This is a genomic window from Pseudomonas sp. Irchel s3f7, from assembly GCF_900187615.1.
In the GTDB taxonomy this organism is placed as follows: Bacteria; Pseudomonadota; Gammaproteobacteria; order Pseudomonadales; family Pseudomonadaceae; genus Aquipseudomonas.
The window spans coordinates 21,669-43,893 of sequence record NZ_FYDO01000008.1 but is presented as its reverse complement, the minus strand read 5'-3'; the positions used below and the strand labels follow the sequence as shown (position 1 = coordinate 43,893).

Sequence of the window (22,225 nt, the reverse complement as noted above, 5' to 3'; positions counted from 1 at the left end):
TAAACCGGCATCGGACTGGAATCAGGCTCCCCGGATGAACCGCTGCTGACTTAGCCCTTGAACCCGAAAGTTCAAGGTGGAAGATGCAGTAGGCTTTAAGGCTTTCCGTCTAGCGGACATGCACACCAGCCCAACGTGCAACCTCCAGGGTAGTGCGAATCGGCTCAGGGACGTGGTCAACTGGCAAGCACCCCAGGGAGTGATGCGAGTATACCTCAAGCGGTTGCGCTAATCAGCCTTTGGTGACGTCCGGATCGGCGGCGAGCGCCAGGTCGACGCGATCGAGCAAGTCGCGAACCTGCTCGCGGGTCGAACCGCTGACTTGCACATCCGGGCGATCTTCCTTGTGCAGCAAGTCATGCGTGATGTTCAGCGCGGCCATCACGGCGATGCGATCGGCACCGATGACTTTGCCGCTGCTGCGGATCTCACGCATCTTGCCGTCCAGGTAACGGGCGGCGCTCACCAGGTTGCTGCGCTCTTCCTGAGGACAGATGATCGAATACTCTTTGTCGAGGATCTGCACGGTGACGCTATTGCTTGAACTCATGAGTCTTGCTCCAGGGCCTTGAGGCGCGAAATCATCGATTCGACCTTACGCCGGGCGATTTCGTTTTTTTCAATGAGGTGCGCGCGTTCCTCGCGCCAGGTCTTTTCCTGAGCTAGTAAGAGTCCATTTTGACTCTTTAGTTGCTCGACTCGGTCAATCAGCAGCTCGAGTCTGGCCATCAGCGCTTGCAGGTCGGTGTCTTCCATTGTCTTCACTGTCTGATGGGTGTCGGCCTGTAGGAGCGAGCTTGCTCACGATGAGTTTGATAACGCCGCGGAGTGTCAGGTACCCAGCGTAATCGTTTGCGACCATCGCGAGCGTGCTCGCTCCTACAGGGGTAGTCGATGTAGGATACAAGGCCTTCATTCTAGACATAGCGCCGTCTGGCGCCTAGCTGCCCATGACCATTCAGAATTCCCCGTACCAAGCCTTTGCCACCCTGCTGACCTCCAGCGGTCATAACGTCTCGCCCGCCGAACTGCATGGCCTGCTGCTCGGCCGCAGCTGCGCCGGCGCCGGTTTCGATGCCGAAGGCTGGCTGATCGATGCCGCCGAATTGCTCGAAAACGAACCGCAGGACAACGTTCGCAGCGCCTTGATCGGCCTGCAAGAGATGGTCAAGGGCGAGCTCACCGGTGACGACGTGACCGTCGTTCTGCTGCTGCCGACCGACGACGCTCCGCTTGCCGACCGTGCCATCGCACTGGGCCAATGGTGTCAGGGCTTCCTCAGCGGTTTCGGCTTGAACTGCCGTGACAGCAGCGCCCTGAGCACCGAGGCCACCGAGGTTTTGCAGGATCTGGCGGCCATTTCCCAGGTGCAAGACGCCCTGGAAGAGTCCGAAGACGGCGAAACCGACTATATGGAAGTGATGGAATACTTGCGCGTCGCGCCGCTGCTGCTGTTCTCCGAGACCAAAAAAGACGTGCCGGCTGCCGCCAAACCGTCTTTGCATTAATCGTAGAAAAGGGAAAACCATCTGCCCATGATCCATATCCCGAAATCGGAATACAGCCGTCGCCGCAAGGCCTTGATGGCGCAGATGGAACCCAACAGCATCGCTATTTTGCCTGCCGCCGCGGTGGCCATTCGCAACCGCGATGTCGAGCACGTCTACCGTCAGGACAGTGACTTCCAGTACCTCAGCGGTTTTCCCGAGCCTCAGGCTGTACTGGTATTGATGCCGGGGCGCGTGCATGGCGAATACATCCTGTTCTGCCGCGAGCGCAACGCCGAGCGCGAGTTGTGGGATGGTTGGCGTGCCGGGCAAGAGGGCGCGATCCGCGACTTCGGTGCCGACGACGCGTTCCCGATCACCGATATCGACGACATCCTGCCGGGCCTGATTGAAGGGCGCGACCGGGTGTACTCGGCCATGGGCAGCAACCCCGAATTTGACCGCCACCTGATGGACTGGATCAACGTGATCCGCTCCAAGGCCAACCTCGGCGCCCAGCCACCGAACGAATACGTTGCCCTGGATCATCTGCTTCACGACATGCGCCTGTATAAATCGGCGGCAGAAGTGAAGGTGATGCGCGAGGCCGCGCGGATTTCCGCCCAGGCGCACGTTCGAGCCATGCAGGCTTGTCGCGCCGGTTTGCACGAATTCAGTCTGGAAGCGGAGCTCGATTACGAATTCCGCAAGGGCGGGGCGAAAATGCCGGCCTACGGCTCGATCGTCGCGGCGGGGCGCAACAGCTGCATCCTGCATTACCAGCAGAATGACGCGCTGCTCAAGGACGGCGATCTTGTGTTGATCGACGCCGGTTGCGAGATCGACTGCTACGCCAGCGACATCACCCGCACCTTTCCGGTCAGCGGCAAGTATTCGGCGGAACAGAAAGCGATTTACGAGCTGGTGCTGGCTTCCCAGGAAGCGGCCTTCGCTGAAATCGCCCCGAACAAACACTGGAATCAGGCGCACGAAGCGACGGTCCGGGTCATCACGGCCGGTCTGCTGAAACTGGGCCTGCTTGAGGGCACCGTCGACGAGTTGATCGCCAGCGAAGCCTACAAGGCGTTTTACATGCACCGCGCCGGCCATTGGCTGGGGATGGATGTGCATGATGTCGGCGAATACAAGGTTGGTGGTGAATGGCGCGTGCTGGAAGTCGGCATGGCGCTGACCGTGGAGCCGGGCATCTACATTGCCCCGGACAATCAGAAAGTCGCGAAAAAATGGCGCGGCATTGGCGTGCGCATCGAGGACGACGTAGTGGTCACCAAAACCGGCTGTGAAATCTTGACACACGGCGTGCCGAAAACGGTCGCCGAGATCGAGGCCTTGATGGCTCAAGCGCGGACGCAAGCAGCATGAGTCGAGTCAATCTGGCGATTATCGGTGGCGGTCTGGTCGGTGCGAGCCTGGCGTTGGCGTTACAGGCCGGGGCCAAGGCCCGGGGCTGGAAAATCGTGCTGATCGAACCGTTTGCTCCTGGCGATACGTATCAACCGAGCTACGACGCTCGTTCTTCGGCGTTGTCCTTCGGTTCCCGGCAGATTTACCAGCGGTTGGGCATCTGGCAGGAGATTTCCCGCCGCGCCGAGCCGATCAAGCAGATTCATGTGTCCGACCGTGGCCGTTTTTCCACTGCGCGCCTGTCAGCCATGGAAGAGGGCGTTCCGGCGCTGGGCTATGTGGTGGAAAACGCCTGGCTCGGCCAATGCCTGTGGCAAGGCCTGGACAAGGACGTGATCAGTTGGCGTTGCCCGGCGGAAGTCACGCGCATGGAGCCGCTGACCGATGGCTATCGCCTGACCCTCAACGATGAAACCACTCTGGAATGCGATCTCGCGGTCCTCGCCGATGGCGGCCGTTCCGGTCTGCGTGAACAACTGGGGATCGGCATCAAGACGCGCCCGTACAACCAGAGCGCGCTGATCGCCAACATCACCCCGAGCGAATCCCACAACGGCATGGCGTTCGAGCGATTCACCGATGACGGCCCGATGGCGTTGTTGCCGCTGCCGGAAAACCGCTGTGCGTTGGTCTGGACCCGTCTGGGCATGGACGCGCAACGACTCGCAGCCCTCGATGAGCGCAGCTTCCTCAGCGAGTTGCAGGGCGTGTTCGGTTATCGCCTCGGCACGTTGAAACAGGTCGGCGCACGGCATCTGTATCCGCTGACACTGGTGGAAGCCGAGGAACAGGTGCGACCGCATCTGGCTGTGCTCGGCAACGCTGCTCACAGCCTGCACCCGATTGCCGGCCAGGGTTTCAACCTGTCCCTGCGTGATGCCCAGGCGTTGGCCGATGCCTTGCTCTCCAGTGAAAAAACACTGGGCGATTTCGCCACGTTGCAGGCGTACCGCGAACGTCAGCGCCTCGATCAGGACCTTACCGTGGGCTTCTCCGATCAGGTCACGCGCCTGTTCGGAAGCACCCAGCCGTTGGTGTCCCTGGGGCGCAACATCGGCCTGCTCGGCCTCGATCTGCTGCCACCGGCCAAACGCTGGTTCGCCCGCCAGGCCATGGGCTTGGGTACTCGCCCTGATGCTTAAGTGGCTGACTCGCAAGTTCGGCAAAGCCCGATTGATGCGCCGCTTCATGAGCTTCTACCCGCCATACCTCGGCGCGGGCGTGCGGGTGCAGCACATCAGTGACGATTTTCGCGATGTCCGGGTGTCCATGGGCCTGACCTGGTACAACCGCAATTATGTCGGTACCCAATTTGGTGGCAGCCTGTACTCGATGGTCGATCCGTTTTTCATGCTGATGCTGATGGAAAACCTCGGACGCCAATACATTGTCTGGGACAAGGCCGCCGACATCGATTTCATCTCGCCGGGCAAAGGTCCGGTGTTCGCCCGCTTTACCATTGACGACACCTTGCTCGATGAGATCCGCCGGCAGACGGCCGATGGCGAAAAATACCTGCCGCAACTGCAAGTCGATATTCATGACGGCGCCGGTCACCTCGTGGCCCGGGTCGGGAAAACCCTTTACGTGCGGCTCAAGCCGCAAGAGAGACAGGCTTAAAGCATGGAAATGCGCGCAGATCTGCTGATTGTCGGGGCCGGAATGGTGGGCAGCGCCTTGGCGCTGGCATTGCAGGACAGCGGTCTGGAAGTCCTGCTGCTGGACGGCAGCCCGTTGAGCGTCAAGCGTTTCGACGACCAGGCACCGTTTGAACCGCGGGTGAGCGCCTTGTCGGCGGCCAGCCAGCGAATTCTCGAACGCCTGGGCGTGTGGGACGGCATCGTCAAGCGCCGCAGTGCCCCTTACACCGACATGCAGGTCTGGGATGGCAGCGGCACCGGGCAGATCCATTTCTCGGCGGCCAGCGTGCATGCCGACGCGCTGGGGCATATCGTCGAGAACCGCGTGGTTCAGGACGCCTTGCTTGACCGTTTGCACGATTGCGACCTGGGAATGCTGGCCAACGCGCGCCTGGAGCAGATGCGCCGCTCCGGCGACGACTGGCTGCTGACCCTGGCCGATGGCCGTACTTTGCGTGCGCCGCTGGTGATTGCGGCGGACGGCGCCAATTCGGCGGTGCGACGCCTGACCGGTGTCGCGACGCGCGAGTGGGATTACCTGCACCACGCGATCGTCACCAGTGTGCGCAGCGCCAAGCCCCATCAATCGACGGCCTGGCAGCGGTTCACCGACACCGGTCCACTGGCGTTTCTGCCGTTGGAGCGGGACGGGCAGCAGGATTGGTGTTCAATTGTCTGGTCGACCACGCCAAGCGAGGCCGAACGCCTGATGGCCATGGACGACGCGGATTTTTGCAAAGCGCTCGAACGCGCCTTCGAAGGCCGGCTCGGCGAAGTCCTCAGTGCCGACCCACGCCTGTGCGTGCCGCTGCGTCAGCGTCATGCCAAGCGTTATGTGGCGCAAGGCCTGGCGCTGATCGGCGACGCGGCCCACACCATTCATCCACTGGCCGGTCAGGGTGTAAACCTTGGGTTTCTCGATGCAGCGGTATTGGCGGAAGTGCTGTTGCAAGCCGCTGCCCGTGGCGAGCGTCTGGCGGACGTGAAGGTCCTCAGCCGCTTTGAGCGTCGGCGCATGCCGCACAACCTGGCGTTGATGGCGGCGATGGAAGGCTTCGAGCGGTTGTTCCAGGCCGATCCGCTGCCGGTGCGCTGGTTGCGCAATACCGGGTTGAAGATGGTTGACCAGATGCCCGAGGCCAAGGCGTTGTTTGTGCGTGAGGCGTTAGGGCTGATCGGCGATTTGCCAGCGCTCGCCAAAGCCTGAGGAGCGTGGTGGATTTACGGTTGTGCAACATCTGGTAACTCCTCCACGAAGTGTTCGATTGAGAAGGCAAATGTGAGTCCTTATCATTTGGCTTCATTTTTCATTCGAGGGACCGCTCCCATGTTGGCACCGAAGCGTCTACTGACCGCAATCGCCCTGACCCTGATCGGCAGCACCGCCGCCCAGGCTGCTGACGAGGTGGTGGTCTACTCCTCGCGTATCGATGAGCTGATCAAGCCGGTCTTCGATGCCTACACCGCGAAAACCGGTGTGAAGGTGAAATTCATCACCGACAAGGAAGCGCCGCTGATGCAGCGGATCAAGGCCGAAGGCGAGAACGCCACGGCCGACCTGCTGCTGACCGTTGATGCCGGTAACCTCTGGCAGGCCGAGCAGATGGGCATCCTCCAGCCGTTCACCTCGAAAACCATCGACACCAACATCCCGCTGCAATACCGCGCCGCTTCCCATGCCTGGACCGGCCTGAGCCTGCGGGCGCGGACCATCGCCTATTCCACTGACCGCGTGAAACCGGGCGAACTGACCACCTACGAAGCGCTGGCCGACAAGAACTGGGAAGGTCGCCTGTGCCTGCGCACGGCGAAGAAGGTCTACAACCAGTCCCTGACCGCCACCATGATCGAAGTGCACGGCGCAGAGAAAACCGAAAAAATCCTCAAGGGCTGGGTCAACAACCTGTCCACCGACGTGTTCTCCGACGACGTAGCGGTGCTGGAGGCGATCAATGCCGGTCAGTGCGACGTCGGCATCGTCAACACCTACTACTACGGCCGCCTGCACAAGCAGAAGCCGGATTTGCCGGTAAAACTGTTCTGGCCGAACCAGGCGGACCGTGGCGTGCACGTCAACCTGTCGGGTATCGGCCTGACCAAGTACGCCCCGCACCCGGAAGCGGCCAAGGCGCTGGTGGAGTGGATGACCACGCCTGAGGCGCAGAAAATCTTTGCCGATGTGAACCAGGAATTCCCGGCCAACCCGGCTGTGCAGCCATCGGCTGAAGTCGCGGCCTGGGGCAAGTTCATTGCCGATACCTTGCCTGTGGAAATAGCCGGCAAGCGCCAGGCCGAAGCGATTCGCCTGATGGATCGCGCTGGCTGGAACTGAGTCGCCCGTTATACTGCGCCCCGCCTATGCGGGGCGTTTTGTTTGTGCGCCCCGCGTTTTGCTCCTGTAGGAGCCGGCTTGCTGGCGAAGGCGTTCTTGCGTGTTGCAGCGATATTTCGGCCGTCTTCGCTGGCAAGCCAGCTCCTACAAAATCTATCCACTTCCAATTCTGACCATTTCATCGTTTAGAGAGCTTTGTCCTTGGCCCACCCCGCCCAACGCCGCTGGTATCCCCTGGTCTTCGCCATCGCTGCGTTGGTTCTGCTGCCCCTGAGCGTGCTGCTGCTGTCCTGGCAGACCATCGATCAACAGATCTGGTCCCACCTCTGGGACACGCAGATGCCACGGCTGCTGGGCAATACGCTGACCCTGGTGTTGGGCGTCGGTGTGGGTGTGACGCTTCTAGGCGTGAGCCTTGCCTGGCTGACCAGCCTTTGCGAATTCCCCGGTCGACGCTGGCTTGATTGGGCGTTGATGCTGCCGTTCGCCATTCCTGCCTACGTGCTGGCCTTCGTCTTCGTCGGCCTGCTGGATTTCGCCGGGCCGGTGCAGTCCCTGCTGCGCGAATGGTTGGGTACGGGGCTGCGTCTGCCGCGTGTTCGCTCCACGGGCGGCGTGATTGTCGTGCTCGTGCTGGTGTTCTATCCCTACGTGTATCTGCTGGCGCGCACCGCGTTCCTCGCCCAGGGCAAAGGCCTGATGGAAGCGGCGCGGGTCCTGGGCCAATCGCCGTGGCAGGCGTTTTGGCGGGTGGCATTGCCGATGGCTCGGCCGGCCATTGGCGCGGGTGTTGCGTTGGCGCTGATGGAAACCCTGGCGGACTTCGGGGCCGTGTCGGTGTTCAACTTCGACACCTTCACCACGGCCATCTACAAGACCTGGTACGGATTCTTCAGCCTGTCTACCGCCGCGCAACTCGCCAGTCTGTTGCTCCTGGTGGTGATGGTCGTGCTGTACGGCGAGCGTCGTGCTCGCGGGGCCAACCGGACGAGCAACGAGCGACCACGGGTCAAGGCGTTGTATCACCTGCGAGGGTTCAAGGCGTTGGCGGCCATGACCTGGTGTGGCCTGGTGTTCGCCTGCGCTTTCGTCATTCCGATGCTGCAATTGGTTGTCTGGTTCTGGCAGCGCGGACGCCTGGATCTTGATGAGCGTTACACCGGGCTGATCGTCCATACCTTGTATCTGGGCGCGATGGCGGCGTTGATTACCGTGTGCGTCGCCCTGGTGCTGGCGTTTGCCCGGCGTCTGGCGCCGACCCAAGGGATTCGGGCCGGGGTCAGCCTGGCCAATCTGGGCTACGCCTTGCCCGGTTCGGTGCTGGCAGTGTCGATCATGCTGGCATTCAGTTACCTGGATCGTGAGCTGGTGATTCCGCTCTCGGGCTGGCTCGGCGGCGCTGGCAAACCGCTGCTGCTCGGCAGCCTGGCGGCGCTATTGCTGGCGTATCTGGTGCGTTTCATCGCCGTCGCTTACGGGCCGCTGGAAAGCAGTCTGGCGCGTATACGACCTTCTTTGCCCGAAGCAGCACGTAGCCTAGGCGTCAGTGGGCCACGACTTTTTTTCAAAGTGTATCTGCCGTTGCTGCTGCCCGGCACCTTGAGCGCAGCGTTGCTAGTCTTTGTCGATGTGCTCAAGGAAATGCCCGCGACCCTGCTGATGCGCCCGTTTGGCTGGGATACGTTGGCTGTGCGGATCTTTGAAATGACCAGCGAAGGCGAGTGGGCGAGGGCGTCTTTGCCGGCGTTGACCCTCGTGTTGGTCGGGCTGCTACCGGTCATCGGATTGATCCGACGTTCAGCGCATCGAAACACCTAGGTGCCAGTCCTACACCTTGCGGCTACAATGCGCGGCATTCGGTGCGGTCCGTCTGACAGACCAAGTAGCTGAAATCGGCTAAAAGCCTTTAATTCAAAGGGTTCAAGCTGTGCAGCACTTGTCCGCACCTTCGCCACGCCCGGAAGGAGAAACCCATGGGACAGCGTACGCCTCTGTATGACCTTCATCTCGCCCTTGGCGCGAAGATGGTCGATTTTGGCGGTTGGGACATGCCTCTGCATTATGGATCGCAGGTCGAGGAGCACCATCAGGTGCGCCGCGATTGCGGTGTCTTCGATGTATCCCACATGACCGTGATCGATGTCAGCGGCCCCCAGGCCAAAGCCTGGCTCCAGCATTTGCTGGCCAATGATGTCGAGCGCCTGCACAGCCCCGGCCGTGCGTTGTACAGCGCCATGCTCAATGAGCAGGGCGGTATCGTCGACGACATGATCGTCTATCGCCTCGACGAGGGTTATCGCCTGGTGGTCAATGCGTCCACCCGCGATCAGGACATCGCGTGGATGTCAGCCCATCTCGACGGCTTTGACGTGCAGATGAGCGAGCGTTCCGAAATGGCGATGCTGGCCATTCAAGGTCCCCACGCCCGGCAGAAAATTGCCGAACTGGTGAGCCAGTCCCGAAGCAATCTGATCCAGATACTCAAGCCCTTCGAAGGTCAGCCCGACGGTGACTGGTTCATCGCGCGCACCGGTTATACCGGCGAAGACGGGTTGGAGATCGTCCTGCCAGCCGATCAGGCGCCCGGATTTTTCAACGATCTGGTCGGTGCCGGGATCTCTCCGATAGGCCTTGGTGCCCGGGATACCTTGCGCGTCGAGGCCGGCATGAACCTTTACGGCCAGGACATTCAGCAAGACATTTCACCCCTGGCCTCGAACATGGCCTGGAGCATCGCCTGGGAACCGGCCAAGCGTCAGTTCATCGGCCGCTCGGCCCTGGAAGCCGAAAAGACTGCCGGGATCCAGCACAAACTGGTGGGGCTGGTCCTCGAGGAGCGTGGCGTTTTGCGTGCTCATCAGGTGGTTCGTATAGCCGATGTTGGCGAAGGGGAGATCACCAGTGGTAGTTTCTCTCCTACGCTAAGCAAGTCGATTGCACTGGCGCGCGTGCCGATGGCAACTGCCGACCGCGCCGAAGTGGAAATCCGTGGCAAGTGGTACCCGGTCCGGGTGGTCAAACCGACCTTCGTTCGCCACGGCAAAACCTTGATCTAATCTTTTTTGGCGGTTGATGACCGCTGACAATTTCCTGAGGACACAGAACATGAGCAATATCCCTGCCGACCTGCGTTTTGCCGAAAGTCACGAATGGGCACGTCTGGAAGCCGATGGCACCGTCACCGTGGGCATCAGCGATCACGCGCAGGAAGCGCTGGGTGATGTGGTGTTTGTTGAACTGACCGAGGTTGGCAACGTGTTTGCTGCCGGTGATCAGGCGGGTGTCGTTGAATCGGTTAAAGCCGCTTCCGACATCTATTCGCCGATTGCCGGTGAAGTGATCGCGGTCAACGAAGCACTGAGTGGTGAGCCTGAATTGCTCAACTCCGACCCGTACGGAGCGTGGATCTTCAAGATCAAGCCAAGCAATACCGCTGATCTGGACAAGCTGCTCGATGCCGCCGGTTACAAGACCGCCATCGGCGAATAAGCTTCAAGCGTCACCCCAAAGCCCCGACCCGTCGGGGCTTTTTGTTGTCTGGCGATTTTCCCTTGTAGGTGCGAGCTTGCTCGCGATGGATCGTTAACGAAAACGCTACAACCCAGGCCCCCCGCGGCGCGCTCGCTGTCATCGCGAGCAAGCTCGCTCCTACAAGGGTGGCTGCTATGCTGGTTTGACCGTGTTGCATCGACGTTGAGCGCCAGTCAAGAGAGAGCCCGTCATGTCCCAGTTGCCGTCCCTGAGCCAGTTACGCGACCCCAATGCCTTTCTCCGCCGCCACTTGGGCCCCGACGCCGCCGAGCAGCAGGCAATGCTCGACAGTCTGGGTGTTGGCAGCCGGGTTGAATTGATCGAGCAAACCGTGCCGCCCGGCATCCGCCTGAATCGTGCGCTGGATCTGCCCCCGGCACTCGACGAAGAAGCCGCGCTGGCCAAGTTGCGGGGTTACGCCGAACAGAACCAGGTCTGGACCAGCCTGATCGGCATGGGCTACCACGGCACCCTCACGCCGGCCGTCATCCTGCGCAACGTGCTGGAAAACCCAGGCTGGTACACCGCTTACACGCCCTATCAGCCGGAGATTGCCCAAGGTCGCCTCGAAGCGCTGCTGAATTTCCAGCAACTCACCATCGACCTTACCGGTCTGGAGCTGGCCAACGCTTCGTTGCTGGATGAAGCCACCGCAGCGGCGGAAGCCATGGCCCTGGCCAAGCGTGTCGCCAAGTCCAAAAGCAATGTGTTCTTTGTCGATGAAAACTGTCATCCGCAAACCATTTCCGTGGTGCAGACCCGCGCCGAAGGTTTCGGTTTCGAGCTGGTCGTCGACGCTGTGGATAACTTGAAACAGCACCAGGTGTTCGGCGCGTTGTTGCAGTACCCAGATACCCACGGCGAGATCCATGACCTGCGACCGTTGATCGATCACCTGCATGCGCAGCAAGCGATTGCCTGCGTCGCCACGGATTTGTTGAGCCTGCTGTTGCTGACGCCGCCCGGAGAGTTGGGCGCGGACGTGGTGTTCGGTTCATCCCAGCGTTTTGGCGTGCCGATGGGCTATGGCGGACCTCACGCGGCCTTCTTTGCCAGCCGCGACGAATACAAGCGGGCGATTCCGGGGCGGATCATCGGTGTCTCCAAAGATGCGCGCGGCAACATTGCCCTGCGCATGGCCCTGCAAACCCGCGAGCAACATATCCGTCGGGAAAAGGCCAATTCGAACATCTGCACGGCCCAAGTGTTGCTGGCCAATATCGCCAGTTTTTATGCGGTGTATCACGGCCCCGAAGGGCTCAAACGCATCGCCCAGCGCGTCCATCGCCTGACCTGCATCCTCGCCGAAGGCCTGGCGCGAAACGGCATCAACCGCGTCAATCAACACTTCTTCGACACACTGACGCTCGATGTCGGTGGAGCCCAGACCGCCATCATCGAAAGTGCCCGGGCGGCGCAGATCAACCTGCGTATTCTGGGGCGCGGCCAACTGGGCCTGAGCCTGGATGAGGCCTGCGATGAAACCACCGTCGCCAAACTGTTCGATGTTTTTCTCGGGGCCGATAACGGGCTCAGCATTGAAAATCTGGATGCTGAAGTCTTGCCGGGCGGCATTCCCGAAGGGCTGCTGCGGTCTTCGCCCTATCTGCGCCATCCGGTGTTCAGCGCCCATCACAGCGAAACCGAAATGTTGCGCTACCTCAAACAACTGGAAAACAAGGACCTGGCGCTCAATCAATCGATGATCCCGCTGGGCTCGTGCACCATGAAGCTCAACGCCACCAGCGAGATGATTCCCATCACCTGGCCGCAGTTCGCCAACCTGCACCCGTTTGTGCCGAAAGAGCAGGCCGTGGGTTACACATTGATGATCGAAGAGCTGGAACGCTGGCTCTGCGCGATCACCGGTTTCGATGCGATCTGCATGCAGCCCAATTCGGGTGCACAAGGCGAGTACGCCGGGCTGCTGGCGATCCGCAAATACCACGAAAGTCGCCAGCAGGGCGGTCGGGATATCTGCCTGATTCCGTCGTCGGCCCACGGCACCAATCCGGCGTCGGCACAAATGGCCGGGATGCGCGTGGTGATCGTCGAATGCGATGAGGCAGGCAACGTCGACCTCGACGATCTGAAGGAAAAAGCTGCCACGGCCTCGGACAAACTGGCTTGCCTGATGGCCACCTATCCTTCGACCCACGGGGTATACGAGGAAGGCATCAGCGAGATTTGCGAAGTGGTCCACCAGCACGGCGGTCAGGTGTACATGGACGGTGCCAACCTCAATGCCCAGGTCGGCCTGGCGCGACCGGCGGACATCGGTGCCGACGTGTCGCACATGAACCTGCACAAAACGTTCTGCATCCCCCACGGCGGTGGCGGCCCAGGCATGGGGCCGATTGGGGTGCGTGCGCATCTGGCGCCGTTCGTGGCCAATCACCCGGTGGTGCCGATCGATGGGCCGCAACCGCAGAACGGTGCGGTCAGCGCTGCGCCTTGGGGCAGTGCGAGCATTTTGCCGATCAGCTGGATGTACATCGCCATGATGGGGCCGCAACTGGCGGACGTCAGTGAAGTGGCGATCCTCGCCGCGAATTACCTGGCGCGGCATTTGGCCGGGGCCTTTCCGGTGCTCTACACCGGACGCAACGAGCGTGTGGCCCACGAATGCATCCTCGATTTGCGACCGCTCAAGGCGCTGACCGGCATTACCGAAGAGGATGTGGCCAAGCGTTTGATGGACTACGGATTCCATGCGCCGACCATGTCGTTTCCGGTGCCGGGGACGCTGATGGTCGAGCCGACCGAAAGTGAGTCGAAGGCCGAGCTGGATCGCTTTATCGGGGCGATGTTGAGCATTCGTGCGGAAATCAACGAGGTGCAAAACGGCAACTGGCCGGCCGAAGAAAATCCGTTGAAAGGGGCACCGCATACCCTCGCCGATATCACCGGCATCTGGGAGCGGCCGTACAGCGTCGAACAGGCAATCACCCCGGATGCACACACCAAGGCTCATAAATACTGGCCGGCGGTGAATCGGGTGGACAACGTGTACGGGGACCGGAACCTGTTTTGTGCGTGTGTGCCGGTGGATGATTACCGTTAGGCAGGATCAAAAGATCGCAGCCTTCGGCAGCGCCTACGATTGAGCTGCGATCTGTCAGATATAAAAATGCCGCTCATGTGAGCGGCATTTTTAGTCCGGCAACAAAGCTTACTCCGCAGCAGCCACGGCATTCTTCGCCAGAATCGCGTTCGCCAGCTCCATGTCCGTGGCTTGCAGGCCCGGGTTGTCGGCGCGGACTTCTTGCATGGCGGCTTCCAGGTAAGGCCCGCGGATGCCGCCATCGCTGGCAACGAAGCTGCTGGCGTCATCCTGGGTTGCGACGACCAGCTTTTGATCCTTGGATGTCAGGTAAGACGAACCGGTGGTTGCGCCGGACGTCAGAACGTTCCGCCAAAACGTATCGGCCATTGCCGAACCGACAGGCAGAGACAGCAGAGCGACGGTTGCAACAGCAAGTTTGAAACGCATGAAAAGGTGACTCCAATGGATAAAATCCGCCGTTGGATTGCCTTCCCCCCATCGAGTTCAATCATCGCCTTACCTAAAGTTGTTCGCTCTGGGGCGTCACCCGCAATACCTCTTCAACCGTGGTCAAACCGGCCGCGACCTTTTGTGCCCCCGACAGGCGCAGGCTGCGCATGCCTTCCTTGAACGCTTGCCTTCGCACGGCCAGCAGGTCGGCGTCGGGACGGATCAGCGCTTTCATGCCGTCGCTGAGCTGCATGATTTCGTAGACCCCGGCGCGGCCGTGATAACCGGTATCGCGACACTCCGCACAACCCACGGCGCGTTGGGCATTGAGCGGCAATGGCGCTTGCCAGGGGCGGGTCAGGGTTTGCCAGTCGTCGTCCCCCAGTGTTATCGGCGCCTTGCAGTGCGGGCACAGGGTTCGCACCAGACGCTGGGCCATGACGCCGAGCACGGTGGCCTTGATCAGGTAATGCGGCACGCCGAGTTCAAGCAAGCGGCTGATGGCGCTGGGGGCATCGTTGGTGTGCAGCGTCGACAGCACGAGGTGGCCGGTGAGCGCGGCCTGGATTGCCATTTCCGCCGTCTCCAGATCGCGGATTTCGCCAATCATGATGATGTCCGGGTCTTGCCGCATCAGCGCCCGCACACCGGCGGCGAAGGTCAGGTCGATGTTGTGCTGGACCTGCATCTGGTTGAACGACGGCTCGACCATTTCAATCGGGTCTTCGATGGTGCAGAGGTTGACCTCCGGCGTCGCCAGTTTTTTCAGCGTGGTGTAGAGGGTGGTGGTCTTGCCCGAACCGGTCGGGCCGGTGACCAGGATGATGCCGTTGGGCTGGCGAGTCATGTCCTGCCAGCGGCGCAGGTCATCGGCAGAAAAGCCCAACTGATCGAAGTCCTTGAGCAGCACTTCGGGGTCGAAAATCCGCATGACCATTTTTTCGCCAAAGGCCGTCGGCAGTGTCGACAGGCGCAACTCGACCTCGCCGCCGACCGGTGTCTTGGTTTTCACCCGGCCGTCCTGAGGTTTGCGTTTTTCCGCGACGTTCATGCGGCCCAGGCTCTTCAGGCGACTGACAATCGCCATGGTGACCTGCGGCGGAAATTGATAGACGTTGTGCAACACGCCGTCGATGCGAAACCGCACGGTGCCCTGTTCGCGTCGAGGTTCGATATGGATATCGCTGGCGCGTTGCTGGAACGCGTACTGGAACAGCCAGTCGACGATGTTGACGATGTGTGCGTCGTTGGCATCCGGCTCCTGGTCGCTGGCGCCGAGGTTGAGCAACTGCTCGAAGTTGCCCAGCGTGTTGACCTGCTGATCAGCGTTGTTCGCCCCGGTGACCGATTTGGCCAAGCGGAAGAATTCGACGCTGAAACGCTGGATGTCCACCGGGTTGGCCACCACGCGCTTGATCGGCAGCTTGAGCACGTGGGTCAAGTCGGCTTCCCAACCGCTGACGTAAGGCTGGGCGCTGGCCACTGTCACCGCGTCACGGTCGATGGCGACGGCGAGGATCTTGTGGCGTTGGGCGAAGGCGTAGGACATCAGCGGCGTCACGGCCGCGACGTTGATTTTCAGCGGGTCGATGCGCAGGTAAGGCTGGCCGGCCTGCCGGGACAGCCACAGGGTGAGGCTTTCGAGGTCCAGGCGTTTGCCTGGCCGGCTCAAGTCGTCCAGATGCTGATCGGCAATAAACTCCAGCGGATGCACCTGGCCATGGGCGGCGTGACGGCGTCGGGCATTGAGCGCGTGCTCGGCCGAGTCCTGGCTGATCAAGCCTTGGGCGACCAGTTCACGCAGTACCTCATTGAGATCCAGCCAGCGGTCCTGAATGGCGAGTTGAACGGACATGCGGGCTCCTTTTGAACAAGTCCGCAAAGGATAGCCGTGGCATTGCAGACCGCTGGGCCACTACCCGACGAAGCCGTGTCAGGGTTTTTCAGCCCGCCGCCTGAGCCGCTTCGCCCCAAGCAGAATCAGCCGCTTGCAGCTCGACCGAGCAAACGCTGATCAGGTTACGAAGTTTTTCAGCAATCACTTGGGCGCGGTGCCAGCTCAATCCGTCCATGACGATGTCGATGACCAGCAGGTCGTCCTGGCGTTGCACATTGACCTGATCCGGCGTCAGGAACTGCAAAGCGAACAGGTTGAGCGCTCGACACAAAAGATCCGGTTCGGCTTCGGCGAGCATTTGGTAGTGCACACGGCAGTGGGCATTGCTGACATGCCAGACATCGGCGCGGGTGGGCGGGGTGTTCACGGCTTCTAAATGCGGCATGGTCGGGCTCCAGAATCATTGGAGAAATTTTTACATCCGTTACCGGGTATTTCTTGTCTAAGATGGGGCGTATAGCGGCTTTGTTGAATCATGCAATGCACAAATTGCTCACTTAAGGGTTTATTCATGCAGATCGAGCTGGACAGTTATGACCGCAAGATACTCGCGCTGCTGCAAGAGGACGCTTCGCTGTCCAGTGCGCAGATCGCCGAACAGGTCGGCCTGTCGCAATCCCCGTGCTGGCGACGGATTCAGCGGATGAAAGAGGAGGGGATCATTCGGGCCCAAGTGACCTTGCTCGACCGCAAGAAAATCGGTCTGAACACGCAGATCTTCGCCGAAGTAAAACTCAACGCCCACGGCCGCTCGAATTTCACGGAGTTCACCGATGCGATTCGCGGCTTTCCGGAAGTGCTGGAATGTTATGTGCTGATGGGGGCGGTGGATTTCTTGCTGCGGATTGTCACGGCGGACATCGAGGCGTACGAGCGTTTCTTCTTCGAGAAACTGTCGATGGTGCCCGGGATTCAGGAAGTGAATTCGATCGTGGCGTTATCGGAGATCAAGTCGACGACGAGTTTGCCGGTCTGAAATGCTGCGGTAATTGTGCGGGCCCCATCGCCAGCAGGCTGGCTCCCACATTGGTTTTGTGTACGTCACAAATCCCCTGTGGGAGCCAGCCTGCTGGCGATGGCGGTATTACATGCGCAACAGCATTTTCCACGCACGGTTCTGATACACCGCAATCGCCTGCTGTTTACGCGCGTCCAGCACTTCGTCGGTGATCGATTCGTTCGCCAACTGCGCCAGTTTGTTCAGCTCACCGTACAGGCGATCCATTTCCGGGATCTCCAGCACGTTGCGCGCATGGTGCAGCCAGACCTGGATGCGTTCGATGCGCGGCAGTTGCTCGGCCAGGTCTTCCGGCTGTTGCTGATAACGCTGCAATTGCAACGAAGTGGCTTCCTCGCCCAGCAGGCGCGGCAACCAGCTGCCCAATTGCGCAGCGCCCTGGCGATTGCCACGGGTGTTGCGCTCGGCAGCCCAGGTGCGGGCCAGCAACCAGCGCGACGTGGTCAGGGAGAACAGGCCCCAGCGTGGGTCTTCGAGTTCTTCGAGGAACTGCTCCGGCGCGGCTTTGCGCACGTCTTCATCGTCCAGGCCGGCCTGAACCAACGGGCGCCAGTCTTCCAGCAAAGCGTCGAGCGCGACACGCAGGTCGTGGGTCGATTGACGCGGGGCTGCCTGACCGAGACTGCTGATCAGTGCGCGCATTTCAGCAAGGCACTCGACCCAGTCCTGCAACAGGCGCCAGTGACCATTGAAGCGATACTGTTCGGCCAGACGCTGGCTGCTGCTCAGCAAATGCCAGCTCAGCGCGGCGAAAGCATCGTCCAGCGGTGTTTCGGCCGTGATCTGCGGTGCCGGCAGGCTCAACGAGTAGCTGTGGGCGTCATACAAGCGATAACCGCGTTCGGCCTTGCTGATGTCGCACGGCATCAACGCCAGTTTTTCAGCCAGCTCGGCGGCCAGTTCCAGCAGCGCGGCAGGATCGCCTTCGCGCAATTCCAGCTCCAGCTCGCAGATTTCTTCTTTCTGTTTGCCGACGACGACGTGACCCAGGTCCAGCGCGGCTTCGATGACCACTTTGGTTTTGCCACGGCCCCAGGCGATTTCAGCGTATTCGCGGACGAAATCGGTGGTGAAGATCGGCTTCAGGGTTTTCTTGTCCAGTTCGGCCAGTTCCTCGGGCCAGCATTCGCCGTCGAGTTTTTTCACGTCGAGCTTGGCTTTGGGCAGGGGCCAGTTGTATTCATTACGCTCGGACAAACCGGCGACGCTCTGGCCGCGGGTCTTGAGGGTCTGAATCACTTCCTCGCCATCCTTGCGCAGGCGCAGGGCGACTTTGGCCCGGGCCAGATCGCGCTCAGGCGTGTCGAAGTACTGGTTCATCAATTCACGGCGTTCCCAGCCACTTTTGTTGCGTTTTTTCAGTAACGGGTGCTCGCGCAGGGCGGCGAGGGTTTCGCGGCTGACGCGGAGTTTGATTTCGGTTTCTTTCTGCATGGCCGGAAAATCCAGGATCGGGAGCGCAGCCGGGGAATATGTGGCTGCCAAGGTCGTGCAGTGTACAGGACTCAACCTTCCTACGCCGTGCAACGGTTTATTCCTGTCGCCGGATAGCTCTATGATGGACTTCAATCCGCGAGTCGGGAGTCAGCGATGCCATTGCCGTCCATGAAAGATCAGTTCGCTGCACTGATCGCTGCACCGTCCGTCAGCTGTACTCAAGCGAGCCTCGATCAAACCAACCGCCCGGTGATCGACCTGCTGGCCGCATGGCTCGGAGACCTGGGTTTTGCCTGCGACATCCAACAAGTCAGCCCTGGCAAATTCAATCTGCTGGCCAGTTTTGGCTCAGGTCCCGGCGGGCTCGTGCTGGCCGGTCACAGTGACACCGTGCCGTTCGATGGCGCGTTGTGGCAGACCGATCCTTTGAAACTGACCGAAGTCGACGGTCGCTGGGTCGGCCTGGGCAGCTGCGACATGAAGGGCTTTTTCGCCCTGGCCATCGAAGCCGTCAGACCACTGCTCGATCAACCGTTCAAGCAACCGCTGCTGATCCTCGCTACCTGCGATGAAGAAAGTTCGATGTCCGGTGCCCGTGCGTTGGCGGCAGCGGGGCGGCCGCTGGGGCGTGCTGCGGTGATCGGCGAGCCGACCGGGCTCAAGCCGATCCGCATGCACAAAGGCATCATGATGGAGCGCATCGACATCCTCGGGCAGAGCGGCCATTCCTCGGACCCGCGCCTGGGCCACAGCGCCCTGGAAGCCATGCACGATGCCATCGGCGAACTGCGTGGCCTGCGCCTGTTGTGGCAGCGTGAGTTTCGCAATCCACAGTTCGGCGTGCCGATGCCCACGATGAATTTCGGCTGCATCCATGGCGGCGACAATCCCAACCGCATCTGCGGCCAGTGTTCGCTGGAGTTTGACCTGCGTCCATTGCCCGGCATGGACCCCAAGGTCTTGCGTGCCGAGATCCTGCAGAAGCTCAACCCGGTTGCCGAGCGGCATCAGGTGAAGATCACCTACGCGCCGCTGTTCCCCGACGTGCCGTCCTTCGAGCAGGCCGAAGACGCGGAACTGGTACGAATCGCCGAAAAGCTCACCGGCCACAGCGCCGAAGCAGTGGCGTTCGGCACCGAAGCGCCTTATCTTCAGCGTCTTGGCTGCGAAACACTGGTGCTCGGCCCTGGCGATATCGCCTGTGCCCACCAGCCGGGGGAATACCTCGAAATGTCACGTTTGCAGCCTACGGTGCATCTATTACGTCAACTGATCGAACATTACTGCCTGACACCGGCCAAAACGCAACACAACCTGTAGGAGCCGGCTTGCCGGCGATGAACGATGACGCGGTTCATCTGCCGGATCGCAGCGCTTGCATCGCCAGCAAGCCGGCTTCTACAGGTTTCATGTATAACTTGCCGATGTTGAAACCCGTATTCATGAGGAGAGCGCGCGTGTTGCCAAGCCTGTTCCGACGATAACCATCAGCCCGTTGTGCGTTTTTCTGTTTCGCCCTTTTTTCGGCTGCTATTTATTACAGGCCCTGGTTCATGCCCGAATACGTTAATTGGCTTCGTCACGCTTCGCCCTACATCAACGCCCACCGCGATTGCACCTTTGTCGTCATGCTGCCCGGCGACGGCGTTGAACACCCGAATTTCGGCAATATCGTCCACGACCTGGTGCTGTTGCACAGCCTGGGCGTGCGATTGGTGCTGGTCCACGGCTCGCGCCCGCAAATCGAATCCCGCCTCGCCGCTCGCGGTCTGACCCCGCATTACCACCACGGCATGCGCATCACTGATGCGGCAACCCTGGAGTGCGTGATCGACGCCGTCGGCCAATTGCGCATCGCCATTGAGGCGCGCCTGTCGATGGACATGGCCTCGTCGCCGATGCAGGGCTCGCGCTTGCGGGTCGCCAGCGGCAACCTGGTGACGGCACGGCCGATCGGCGTGCTCGAAGGCGTCGACTACCACCACACCGGCGAAGTGCGCCGGGTCGATCGCAAGGGCATCAACCGTCTGCTGGACGAGCGCTCCATCGTGTTGCTGTCGCCATTGGGCTACTCGCCGACCGGTGAGATTTTCAACCTGGCCTGTGAAGACGTCGCCACGCGGGCGGCCATCGAGTTGGGCGCGGACAAGCTGCTGCTGTTTGGCGCCGAACTGGGTTTGATCGACGAAAACGGACGTCTGGTGCGTGAGTTGCGTCCGCAGCAGGTGCCGGCGCATTTGCAGCGCCTGGGCAGTAACTATCAGGCAGAACTGTTGGATGCCGCTGCCGAAGCTTGCCGTGGCGGCGTGGCCCGTAGTCATATCGTCAGCTATGCCGAGAACGGTGCACTGCTGACCGAACTGTTCACCCGTGACGGCGGCGGTACGCTGGTGGCGCAGGAGCAGTTTGAAGTGGTGCGCGAAGCGGCCATCGAAGACGTCGGCGGATTGCTCGACTTGATCAGCCCGCTGGAAGAGCAGGGGATTCTGGTACGCCGTTCCCGTGAAGTGCTGGAGCGCGAGATCGAGCAGTTCAGCGTGGTCGAGCGTGAAGGCATGATCATCGCGTGTGCGGCGCTGTATCAGATTGCCGATTCGGATGCCGGTGAGCTGGCGTGCCTGGCGGTGAATCCGGAGTATCGCCATGGCGGTCGCGGCGATGAATTGCTGGAGCGCATCGAGACCCGCGCCCGGGCTCAGGGTTTGAAAACCTTGTTCGTGCTCACCACCCGCACCGCTCACTGGTTCCGCGAGCGTGGTTTTGTGCCGAGCAGCGTTGATCGCCTGCCATCGGCGCGAGCGTCGCTGTACAACTATCAGCGTAACTCGAAGATCTTCGAAAAAGCCCTTTGACCGAATAGCCCCATCGCTGGCAAGCCAGCTCCTACATGATTTGCGCCTACCTGTAGGAGCTGGCTTGCCAGCGATCGGTTGCGAAAGAACCGCAATAATTACTCGGTTACGAACTTCGCGCTGACATACGGCGAATAGTCCAGCAACACCGTCTCTACCTTTCCTTGCTCCTTCAAGAATTTAGCCGTCTCGCCAATCGCCTTGGCCGTACCGCCGTCCAGCAGCGCGGAGCTTTGCTGAGCCTTGGCATCCGGGAAGGCTGATCCGGCCAACAACTCAGGCACGTCAGCGGCATTGGCACCGGTCAGTTTGGCGATTTTCTGTACCGGCACCGAGTTGGCGGTCCAGTCAGATTTATGGGCGGCATACTCGGCAAAGGAATCCAGTGTGACCTTGGCAAATTTAGCCACGACCTCCGGGTGCTTCTCGGCGTAATCCTTGCGCGCCACCCATACCTCGAACGTCGGTGCGCCCCATTGGCCCACTTGCGCGGCGTCGGTCAAAGTCTTGCCGGTCTTGCGGATCTCCCCAAGCGCCGGCGACCAGACAAACGCGCCATCAATATCGCCGCGCTTCCAGGCTGCCGCAATTTCTGCCGGTTGCAGGTTCACCACTTTGACTTTCGAGCCATCCAGCCCCCAGTGCTTCAAGGCGCCGAGCAGGCTGTAGTGGGAGGTCGAAACGAACGGTGTGGCGATGGTTTTTCCGATCAGATCTTCCGGTTTTTCGATGCCGCTACCGTTGCGAACCACCAACGCTTCGGCCGCATTGATCTGGGCTGACACGATGAACGCGACAATCGGCAAGTTACGGGACGCGGCGGCCGCCAGCGGGCTTGAACCCAGATTGCCGATCTGCACGTCCCCCGAAGCGATGGCCGTGACCACTTCCGGACCGCTGTTGAAGCGTCGCCAGTCGATTGGCTGGCCGATGGACTTCTCATAAAGGCCGTCCGCCTGAGGCACCTTGCTGGGGTCTATTCCGGTTTGATAGCCAACGGTGAGGTTGGCCGCATGAGCTGAAAAGGAAACAGCGAGCGATACATAAACTGTAACAAATGAGCCGGATAGTGCGCGCTTGATCGTCATGGGATCGCCTTTCGGTAAAGGA

The 22,225-nt window shown here is 60.7% G+C and carries 20 protein-coding genes and 1 other RNA gene; 13 read left to right on the top strand and 8 right to left on the bottom strand.

The features are described 5' to 3' along the window. Positions 1-23: 23 nt before the first annotated feature. The 3 genes from ssrS to CKW19_RS08750 all read right to left on the bottom strand — a co-directional run bounded on the left by ssrS (position 24) and on the right by CKW19_RS08750 (position 756). Positions 24-202: non-coding RNA, 6S RNA (ssrS, locus tag CKW19_RS08760), on the bottom strand. A gap of 30 nt (positions 203-232) precedes the next feature. Next, positions 233-550, bottom strand: a complete 318-nt coding sequence (locus CKW19_RS08755; protein ID WP_095057541.1) for a cell division protein ZapA — start codon at positions 548-550, stop codon at positions 233-235. Further along, complete coding sequence (locus tag CKW19_RS08750) at positions 547-756, bottom strand: TIGR02449 family protein (protein WP_003177365.1); 210 nt, start codon at positions 754-756, stop codon at positions 547-549. Before CKW19_RS08750 ends, CKW19_RS08755 begins: the two co-directional genes overlap by 4 nt. A 194-nt stretch (positions 757-950) precedes the next feature. Between CKW19_RS08750 and CKW19_RS08745 the strand changes: the two genes are divergently transcribed. The 10 genes from CKW19_RS08745 to gcvP all read left to right on the top strand — a co-directional run bounded on the left by CKW19_RS08745 (position 951) and on the right by gcvP (position 13,479). Beyond that, positions 951-1,508 (top strand): YecA family protein, encoded by a 558-nt coding sequence (locus tag CKW19_RS08745; protein ID WP_095057540.1) that lies wholly within the window; start codon positions 951-953, stop codon positions 1,506-1,508. 27 nt (positions 1,509-1,535) lie between these two features. Continuing rightward, positions 1,536-2,870, top strand: coding sequence for a Xaa-Pro aminopeptidase (gene pepP, locus CKW19_RS08740; protein ID WP_095057539.1), 1,335 nt, complete (start codon positions 1,536-1,538; stop codon positions 2,868-2,870). Then, entirely contained in the window at positions 2,867-4,054 is a 1,188-nt protein-coding gene (gene ubiH / locus CKW19_RS08735) for a 2-octaprenyl-6-methoxyphenyl hydroxylase (protein WP_095057538.1), read from the top strand. The genes pepP and ubiH overlap by 4 nt, the downstream gene beginning before the upstream one ends. Continuing rightward, positions 4,047-4,532: a DUF4442 domain-containing protein gene (locus CKW19_RS08730; protein WP_095057537.1), complete on the top strand. Its 486-nt coding sequence runs from the start codon at positions 4,047-4,049 to the stop codon at positions 4,530-4,532. The genes ubiH and CKW19_RS08730 overlap by 8 nt, the downstream gene beginning before the upstream one ends. 9 nt (positions 4,533-4,541) lie before the next feature. After that, positions 4,542-5,759: a 2-octaprenyl-3-methyl-6-methoxy-1,4-benzoquinol hydroxylase gene (locus CKW19_RS08725; RefSeq protein WP_177408793.1), complete on the top strand. Its 1,218-nt coding sequence runs from the start codon at positions 4,542-4,544 to the stop codon at positions 5,757-5,759. Between the two features lie 120 nt (positions 5,760-5,879). Then, positions 5,880-6,884: an extracellular solute-binding protein gene (locus tag CKW19_RS08720; protein ID WP_053163697.1), complete on the top strand. Its 1,005-nt coding sequence runs from the start codon at positions 5,880-5,882 to the stop codon at positions 6,882-6,884. Between the two features lie 201 nt (positions 6,885-7,085). Beyond that, positions 7,086-8,702 (top strand): iron ABC transporter permease, encoded by a 1,617-nt coding sequence (locus CKW19_RS08715; protein WP_095057535.1) that lies wholly within the window; start codon positions 7,086-7,088, stop codon positions 8,700-8,702. Positions 8,703-8,857: 155 nt separating this feature from the next. Further along, the gene (gene gcvT / locus CKW19_RS08710) at positions 8,858-9,940 is read left to right on the top strand and encodes a glycine cleavage system aminomethyltransferase GcvT (protein WP_095057534.1); all 1,083 of its coding nucleotides are present in this window, start codon (positions 8,858-8,860) and stop codon (positions 9,938-9,940) included. Positions 9,941-9,989: 49 nt separating this feature from the next. Continuing rightward, positions 9,990-10,373, top strand: a complete 384-nt coding sequence (gcvH, locus tag CKW19_RS08705; RefSeq protein ID WP_095057533.1) for a glycine cleavage system protein GcvH — start codon at positions 9,990-9,992, stop codon at positions 10,371-10,373. A gap of 232 nt (positions 10,374-10,605) precedes the next feature. Next, the gene (gcvP, locus tag CKW19_RS08700; protein WP_095057532.1) at positions 10,606-13,479 is read left to right on the top strand and encodes an aminomethyl-transferring glycine dehydrogenase; all 2,874 of its coding nucleotides are present in this window, start codon (positions 10,606-10,608) and stop codon (positions 13,477-13,479) included. Between the two features lie 108 nt (positions 13,480-13,587). On the opposite strand, the gene CKW19_RS08695 is transcribed toward gcvP, so the two are convergent. From CKW19_RS08695 to CKW19_RS08685, 3 genes are all read right to left on the bottom strand, one after another. Then, a complete protein-coding gene (locus tag CKW19_RS08695) occupies positions 13,588-13,908 on the bottom strand; it encodes a DUF2388 domain-containing protein (protein WP_095057531.1) in 321 nt (106 codons plus the stop codon). 73 nt (positions 13,909-13,981) lie between these two features. Continuing rightward, complete coding sequence (locus CKW19_RS08690; RefSeq protein WP_095057530.1) at positions 13,982-15,766, bottom strand: GspE/PulE family protein; 1,785 nt, start codon at positions 15,764-15,766, stop codon at positions 13,982-13,984. Positions 15,767-15,854: 88 nt separating this feature from the next. Continuing rightward, a complete protein-coding gene (locus tag CKW19_RS08685; RefSeq protein ID WP_095057529.1) occupies positions 15,855-16,193 on the bottom strand; it encodes a hypothetical protein in 339 nt (112 codons plus the stop codon). 126 nt (positions 16,194-16,319) lie between these two features. Between CKW19_RS08685 and CKW19_RS08680 the strand changes: the two genes are divergently transcribed. Beyond that, positions 16,320-16,784 carry an Lrp/AsnC family transcriptional regulator gene (locus CKW19_RS08680; RefSeq protein ID WP_095057528.1) on the top strand — a complete coding sequence of 155 codons (465 nt, stop codon included), beginning with the start codon at positions 16,320-16,322 and terminating at the stop codon, positions 16,782-16,784. 108 nt (positions 16,785-16,892) lie between these two features. Here CKW19_RS08680 and CKW19_RS08675 read toward each other — a convergent pair whose 3' ends face one another. Then, positions 16,893-18,260, bottom strand: coding sequence for an inorganic triphosphatase (locus tag CKW19_RS08675; RefSeq protein ID WP_095057527.1), 1,368 nt, complete (start codon positions 18,258-18,260; stop codon positions 16,893-16,895). Between the two features lie 156 nt (positions 18,261-18,416). Between CKW19_RS08675 and argE the strand changes: the two genes are divergently transcribed. Both argE and argA read left to right on the top strand, forming a co-directional pair. Continuing rightward, a complete protein-coding gene (gene argE, locus CKW19_RS08670) occupies positions 18,417-19,583 on the top strand; it encodes an acetylornithine deacetylase (RefSeq protein ID WP_095057526.1) in 1,167 nt (388 codons plus the stop codon). A gap of 233 nt (positions 19,584-19,816) precedes the next feature. After that, positions 19,817-21,115, top strand: coding sequence for an amino-acid N-acetyltransferase (argA, locus tag CKW19_RS08665; RefSeq protein ID WP_095057525.1), 1,299 nt, complete (start codon positions 19,817-19,819; stop codon positions 21,113-21,115). 98 nt (positions 21,116-21,213) lie between these two features. On the opposite strand, the gene tauA is transcribed toward argA, so the two are convergent. Continuing rightward, positions 21,214-22,203 (bottom strand): taurine ABC transporter substrate-binding protein, encoded by a 990-nt coding sequence (gene tauA / locus CKW19_RS08660; RefSeq protein ID WP_095057524.1) that lies wholly within the window; start codon positions 22,201-22,203, stop codon positions 21,214-21,216. Positions 22,204-22,225 lie beyond the last annotated feature (22 nt).

Coding starts and splice junctions, on each gene's coding strand:
- CKW19_RS08690 (WP_095057530.1), bottom strand. CDS start 15,766: ATGTCCGTTCAACTCGCCATTCAGGACCGCTGGCTGGATCTCAATGAG.
- ubiH (WP_095057538.1), top strand. CDS start 2,867: ATGAGTCGAGTCAATCTGGCGATTATCGGTGGCGGTCTGGTCGGTGCG.
- CKW19_RS08695 (WP_095057531.1), bottom strand. CDS start 13,908: ATGCGTTTCAAACTTGCTGTTGCAACCGTCGCTCTGCTGTCTCTGCCT.
- CKW19_RS08675 (WP_095057527.1), bottom strand. CDS start 18,260: ATGCAGAAAGAAACCGAAATCAAACTCCGCGTCAGCCGCGAAACCCTC.
- argE (WP_095057526.1), top strand. CDS start 18,417: ATGCCATTGCCGTCCATGAAAGATCAGTTCGCTGCACTGATCGCTGCA.
- argA (WP_095057525.1), top strand. CDS start 19,817: ATGCCCGAATACGTTAATTGGCTTCGTCACGCTTCGCCCTACATCAAC.
- CKW19_RS08730 (WP_095057537.1), top strand. CDS start 4,047: ATGCTTAAGTGGCTGACTCGCAAGTTCGGCAAAGCCCGATTGATGCGC.
- CKW19_RS08685 (WP_095057529.1), bottom strand. CDS start 16,193: ATGCCGCATTTAGAAGCCGTGAACACCCCGCCCACCCGCGCCGATGTC.
- CKW19_RS08680 (WP_095057528.1), top strand. CDS start 16,320: ATGCAGATCGAGCTGGACAGTTATGACCGCAAGATACTCGCGCTGCTG.
- tauA (WP_095057524.1), bottom strand. CDS start 22,203: ATGACGATCAAGCGCGCACTATCCGGCTCATTTGTTACAGTTTATGTA.
- gcvP (WP_095057532.1), top strand. CDS start 10,606: ATGTCCCAGTTGCCGTCCCTGAGCCAGTTACGCGACCCCAATGCCTTT.
- CKW19_RS08745 (WP_095057540.1), top strand. CDS start 951: ATGACCATTCAGAATTCCCCGTACCAAGCCTTTGCCACCCTGCTGACC.
- CKW19_RS08750 (WP_003177365.1), bottom strand. CDS start 756: ATGGAAGACACCGACCTGCAAGCGCTGATGGCCAGACTCGAGCTGCTG.
- CKW19_RS08725 (WP_177408793.1), top strand. CDS start 4,542: ATGCGCGCAGATCTGCTGATTGTCGGGGCCGGAATGGTGGGCAGCGCC.
- CKW19_RS08755 (WP_095057541.1), bottom strand. CDS start 550: ATGAGTTCAAGCAATAGCGTCACCGTGCAGATCCTCGACAAAGAGTAT.
- gcvT (WP_095057534.1), top strand. CDS start 8,858: ATGGGACAGCGTACGCCTCTGTATGACCTTCATCTCGCCCTTGGCGCG.
- gcvH (WP_095057533.1), top strand. CDS start 9,990: ATGAGCAATATCCCTGCCGACCTGCGTTTTGCCGAAAGTCACGAATGG.
- CKW19_RS08720 (WP_053163697.1), top strand. CDS start 5,880: ATGTTGGCACCGAAGCGTCTACTGACCGCAATCGCCCTGACCCTGATC.
- pepP (WP_095057539.1), top strand. CDS start 1,536: ATGATCCATATCCCGAAATCGGAATACAGCCGTCGCCGCAAGGCCTTG.